Source organism: Candidatus Infernicultor aquiphilus (assembly GCF_002784285.1).
GTDB classification, from domain to species: Bacteria; Atribacterota; Phoenicimicrobiia; order Phoenicimicrobiales; family Phoenicimicrobiaceae; genus Infernicultor; species Infernicultor aquiphilus.
This window is the reverse complement of record NZ_PFKO01000049.1, coordinates 1-3,924: the sequence shown is the minus strand read 5'-3', so window position 1 is coordinate 3,924 and position 3,924 is coordinate 1. Positions and strand designations below refer to the sequence as shown.

At 38.8% G+C, this 3,924-nt stretch carries 4 protein-coding genes; all 4 read left to right on the top strand.

Annotated features, from left to right (window positions below; all coding sequences use genetic code 11):
- The first annotated feature begins 179 nt into the window (after positions 1-179).
- A complete protein-coding gene (locus COZ07_RS01485) occupies positions 180-587 on the top strand; it encodes a 4Fe-4S dicluster domain-containing protein (protein WP_406606828.1) in 408 nt (135 codons plus the stop codon).
- 29 nt (positions 588-616) lie between these two features.
- Positions 617-1,504 carry a CoB--CoM heterodisulfide reductase iron-sulfur subunit B family protein gene (locus tag COZ07_RS01480; protein ID WP_406606827.1) on the top strand — a complete coding sequence of 296 codons (888 nt, stop codon included), beginning with the start codon at positions 617-619 and terminating at the stop codon, positions 1,502-1,504.
- 1 nt (position 1,505) lies between these two features.
- The gene (locus tag COZ07_RS01475; RefSeq protein WP_406606826.1) at positions 1,506-3,458 is read left to right on the top strand and encodes a CoB--CoM heterodisulfide reductase iron-sulfur subunit A family protein; all 1,953 of its coding nucleotides are present in this window, start codon (positions 1,506-1,508) and stop codon (positions 3,456-3,458) included.
- Between the two features lie 16 nt (positions 3,459-3,474).
- Positions 3,475-3,924 (top strand): 2Fe-2S iron-sulfur cluster-binding protein (locus COZ07_RS01470; protein WP_406606825.1); only part of this gene is annotated, 450 nt, incomplete at its 3' end.

Sequence of the window (3,924 nt, the reverse complement as noted above, 5' to 3'; positions counted from 1 at the left end):
GATTTTACCCTTTATCCCAAAGATTGCCTGGAAGAATTAGAGGGAAAATTAAAAGGGGAGATCCGTAAAAAAAAGTGGTTAAACTCTAAAATAGATGAGTTCTATGATCAGGAGAAAGTTCAATCTCCCGGTGTTAACTCAGAAGATTTTTTAAAAGCAATGAAAGTGGAGGAGTAGAGATGAAGACAGAGATTTCTATTAAGAATATCAAAAGTAAATTTTTAGACAAGGTAGAAGAATTAAGCGAAGAGAACCTTTATGCTTGTTATCAGTGTGGGAAATGTTCTGCCGGATGTCCCAGTATATCAGAGATGGATATATCTCCCGGTGAGATTATTCGTCTGGTTCAACTGGGTCAGGAAAAAGAAGTTTTAGATTCTAAAACCATCTGGATTTGTGCTTCCTGCTTTACTTGTGTTACCCGCTGTCCTAAAGGAGTAGATTTAGCAAAAGTTATGGAAGCTCTCCGGCAGATTACTCTCAGGAAAAATGTTGATTATGTTAGTCCATGGTCTATTCCTAAGGAAGTGCTCTCTCAAGTTCCTCAAACAGCTTTGGTTAGCTGTCTCCGTAAATTTAGTGCTTGATTTAAGTTTATTTTATGAAAGGGGCAAAGATGAAAATCTCTTATTTCCCAGGATGTACCCTGAAAACAATGGCCAAAAATTTTGAAGATTCGGCAATAGCTTCTTTATCTTTTTTGGGGATAGAGATGGTGGAGCTCCCACGATGGAATTGTTGTGGAACAGTCTATTCCTTAACTTCTGATGATTTAATTCATCAGGTAGCTCCTATTCGTAATCTCATTCGGGTTAAAGAAGCGAGAGATACCCGGGTAGTGGCTCTTTGTTCTATGTGTTATCATACCTTAAAAAGAGCAAATAAATTAGTAAAAGAAGATCAAGAAAAATTGGATAAGCTTAATAATCTTATGTACCGAGAAGATGTGAAATATAATGGAGAAGTTGAAGTTTTGCATCTTTTAGAGATTTTAAAAAATGAAGTAGGTTTTAACCAGGTTTCCAAGAAAGTAAAGATGCCTCTTAAAGGGTTAAAGGTAGCCCCTTATTATGGTTGTTTGCTTTTACGCCCTCCAGAGGTGGGGTTAGATGATCCTGAAAGTCCTACTATTTTAAAGGATTTCTTGGAGTCTGTGGGTGCGGAAGCAATTGATTATCCTTATGAAACAGAGTGTTGCGGCTCCTATCATACTGTGGTAAATGTAAATCTGGTGGTGGAACGGGCTCACGATATTTTAAGCTTCGCTATTAGTCAGAAGGCAGAAGCGATTGTTTTAAGCTGCCCTTTATGTGGCTTTAATTTAGATCATCGGCAAAAAGAGATAAAAGAGAAGTTTCCCGATTTTAAAAGTATACCAGTATTCTATTTTACTCAGCTTCTAGCCCTTTCTTTGGGTCTTGATGAAAAAGTTTGTCGCTTTGAATTAAATTTTATTGACCCCCGTCCTTTGTTAAAGAGTAAACATTTCATAGGTGGAGTATAAAATGAGCAGAATAGGTGTTTTTATTTGCCACTGTGGTTTAAATATTGCCGGTACGATAGAGGTAGAAAAAGTAGTTAAGCTGGTAAGTGATTATCCAGAGGTTGTTTATGCTACTGATTATATGTATATGTGTTCTGACCCCGGTCAGGATATGATAAAGGAAATGGTTAAAGAGAAGAAACTGGATGGTGTAGTGGTAGCTGCTTGCTCACCCACCATGCATGAGACTACCTTTCGTAATACCATAGCTTCCGTGGGACTAAATCCTTATAGAGGTGAGATTGCCAATATAAGAGAACAATGTAGCTGGGTGCACCAGAACCATAAGGAGATAGCTACAGAAAAAGCCGTAAAGATTATTGAAGCTACTATAGAAAAATTGAAGTTAGATATACCTCTCCTTCCTCTAAGTGTTCCCGTTACTAAAAGGGCACTGGTTATCGGAGGGGGAATAGCTGGCATTCAAGCCTCCTTAGATATTGCTGATAGTGGGTATGAAGTTATCCTGGTAGAGAAAAACCAGTCAATTGGAGGGCATATGCTTCAACTATCAGAGACTTTTCCTACCCTTGATTGTCCACAATGTATTGCTACTCCAAAGATGGTACAGGTTGGTCAGCATCCAAAGATAAAGCTTCTCGCTTTTTCGGAAGTAGAAGAAGTCTCCGGTTATGTGGGAAATTTCCAAGTGAAAATTAGAAGAAAAGCCTCTTTTGTTGACTGGGATAAATGCACCGGCTGTGGTCTCTGTATAGAAAAATGTCCGGTGAGAGTTCCTTCGGAATTTAATGAGTTTTTGTCTAAAAGAAAAGCTATTTATACTTTATTCCCCCAGGCTGTTCCTAATAAACCGGTGATTGATAGTAATAATTGCCTTTATTTCACCAAAGGAAAGTGTAGGGTCTGTGAGAAGAATTGCTCTCTAAAAGCTATTAATTTTGAGCAAAAGGATTCTTTGGTGGAAGAAAAGGTAGGAGCAATTATTGTAGCTACCGGTTATGACCTTATGAATAAAGCAGAAGTTGGTGAATATGGATACGGAAAATATAAGGATGTTATTGATGGCATGCAGTTAGAAAGGCTTCTTGCCCCTGCTGGTCCTACAGAAGGTATACCTTATAGACCATCTGATGGTAAGATTCCTAAAGAAGTGGTATTCATTCAATGTGTGGGCTCTCGAGACCCAGAGCATTATTATCCCTACTGTTCCAAGATATGTTGTATGTATACTGTGAAGCAGGCTATGCTTTATAAACATGCTGTTCCTGATGGTCAGGCTTATGTATTTTATATGGATATTCGATGTAATGGAAAAGGGTATGAAGAATTTCTTCAGAGAGGAATAGAAGAAGATCGTATTCTTTATTTAAGAGGCAGAGTCTCTAAAATATTTAAAGATGGAGATAAAATCAAAGTCTGGGGAGCGGATACGCTAACCGGAAGAAAGATTGAGATTTCGGCAGACCTGGTGGTTCTGGCTATGGCTATAATTCCCAGTAAGGGGGCAAAAAAGTTAGCTGAAAAATTAAGGCTGGCAACAGATGATTATGGCTTCTTAACCGAAGCTCACCCTAAACTTCGTCCAGTGGAAAGTCTTACCGCCGGCTATTTCCTTGCTGGCGCTGCTCAGGCACCAAAAGATATTCCTGAAACTGTTGCTCAGGCATCCGGAGCAGCAAGTAAGGTAGACAGCCTTTTCTCTAAGGATGAGTTATACCATGAACCAATTATAGCCAATGTTGATGAGGAAGTCTGTGTGGGATGTGGTAATTGTGTAAATATTTGTGCTTACGATGCCATTGAGCTTGATTTAAAAACAAAAAAAGCCAGGGTTAATCCAATTATTTGTGAGGGATGCGGTGCTTGTAGTGCTGCCTGCCCTTCGGGAGCAATGCAGCAGAATAATTTTAGCAAAAGACAAATCTTTGAAATGGTAAATATTTTTACGGTTTAAAGTAGGGGGTGAAAAAATGGAAGAAAAAACTCCATCTCCAAAGGCGAAAATGATATCTCTATATATTATGGGTAAGAAGTATGAGGTGCCCGAAGGATCAACTATTATGGGGGCTTTAGAATATGCCGGATATCAATTGAAACGAGGCTGTGGTTGTCGAGAGGGATTTTGTGGCGCTTGCGCTACTGTTTATCGGACTACCGATGACTATAAAATAAAGACCGGATTAGCTTGTCAAACTGTAGTTGAGCCCAATATGTACCTTGCTCAAATTCCTTTTTTCCCGGCAAATAAAGCTTTATATGATCTAGATGAATTAGAGCCTTCTATTTCTACTTTTCAGGAAATTTATCCGGAACTTTTCCGTTGTGTAAGTTGCAATACTTGCACTAAAGCTTGTCCTCAAGATTTAGAAGTAATGGATTATATTCAGGCGCTAATACGTGGTGATATTGCTCAAGCAGCG

Bases quoted from the DNA above. Each gene is read 5' to 3' on its own strand.
- COZ07_RS01485 (WP_406606828.1), top strand. From the start codon at position 180: ATGAAGACAGAGATTTCTATTAAGAATATCAAAAGTAAATTTTTAGAC.
- COZ07_RS01480 (WP_406606827.1), top strand. From the start codon at position 617: ATGAAAATCTCTTATTTCCCAGGATGTACCCTGAAAACAATGGCCAAA.
- COZ07_RS01475 (WP_406606826.1), top strand. From the start codon at position 1,506: ATGAGCAGAATAGGTGTTTTTATTTGCCACTGTGGTTTAAATATTGCC.